The organism is Streptomyces boncukensis (assembly GCF_011045075.1).
Classification (GTDB): domain Bacteria; phylum Actinomycetota; class Actinomycetes; order Streptomycetales; family Streptomycetaceae; genus Streptomyces; species Streptomyces boncukensis.
Window position 1 is genome coordinate 1 of sequence record NZ_JAAKZZ010000969.1, and the last position, 1,285, is coordinate 1,285.

General features: G+C 75.6%; 1 protein-coding gene. It reads left to right on the forward strand.

Annotation, left to right across the window (positions count from 1 at the left end; genetic code table 11):
- Positions 1–1,285 (forward strand): sigma-70 family RNA polymerase sigma factor (locus G5C65_RS37375; RefSeq protein ID WP_420903405.1); only part of this gene is annotated, 1,285 nt, incomplete at both ends.

A 1,285-nucleotide genomic window follows, 5' to 3' on the forward strand; every position in this document is an offset into this window, starting at 1 on the left:
AGCCGGATGGGTCGGATGGGCCGGATCGGCCGGGCGGGCCCGGACAGGCCGAGGAACCGGGCACCGGCGGGTCGGCCGAGGAGCGCGGGAAGAGCGGGAAAGAGAAGAAGGGGGAGCACGGAAGGAAGGGGGAGCACGGCGAGCAGCGGCAGTCCGACGCATCGCTGATCGACCGGATCCGGCACGGGGACCCGGGGGACACCGAGGCATACGACGAGCTGTACCGCCGTCACGCCGAGCCGGTGCGGCGGTACGCCCGTACCTGCTGTCGCGACGCGCACACCGCGGAGGACCTCACCAACGAGGTCTTCGCGCGCACCCTGCAGGCCGTTCAGGGCGGCAAGGGGCCGGAGACATCCGTCCGCGCCTATCTGCTGACCTCGGTCCGGCACGTGGCGGCGGCCTGGTCGCGGACGCAGAAGCGGGAGCACCTGGTCGACGACTTCGCGGTGTTCGTGCAGTCGGCATCCCGCGCCTCCGCGCCGGCCGAGGAGGAGACCCTCGATCTGGGCGCGGATGTGCGGGCCATGCGGGAGGCGGAGCAGACGCTGGTGGTACAGGCGTTCAAGAGCCTGTCCGAAGCCGACCAGATGCTGCTCTGGCACACCGCGGTGGAGGGCGCCAAGCCGCAGGAGGTCGCGCCGCTGCTCGGCAAGTCCACCGGCGCGACGGCGACGGCCGCCCACCGGGCCCGGGAGAACCTCAAGCAGGCGTATCTCCAGGCGCATGTGAGCCAGGCGCTCACCGCGGGCGGGAACTGCGCCCGGTTCGCGGACCGGCTCGGCGCGTACGCGCGGGGCGGTCTGCGGATGCGGGCCGAACGCGGGCTGCAGCAGCATCTGGAGGAGTGCCCGGCGTGCAGCCAGGCCGCGGTGGAGGTCAAAGACCTCAACGAGCACATCCGCGTGCTGGTCCCCGTGGCCCTCATCGGCTGGTTCGCGACAGCGGGCGGGGCCAAGGCGTTCGGCGCGCTGGTGGCCGGTACGGGGTCCGCCGCGGCGGCCGGAGGCGGTGCGGCAGCCGCGGCCGGCGGTGCCGGAGGCGGGGCCAGTGCGGGTGCCGGGGCGGGTGCCGGGGCCGCCTCGGAAGGGCTGGGGACACCGGTGAAGGTCGGCATCGGCGTGGGCCTGGCGGCGACGGCCGCCGCCGCGCTGGCGTACGCCCTCACGCGGGGCGACGGGGCGTCGACCGAGGAGCCGGAGGCCCGGCCTCCGGCCGCCTCCTCGCCCGAGCGGCTCCCGGAGGAGCCCGAGCCCGAGCCGGAGCCGCCGGCCCCGCCCGCGCC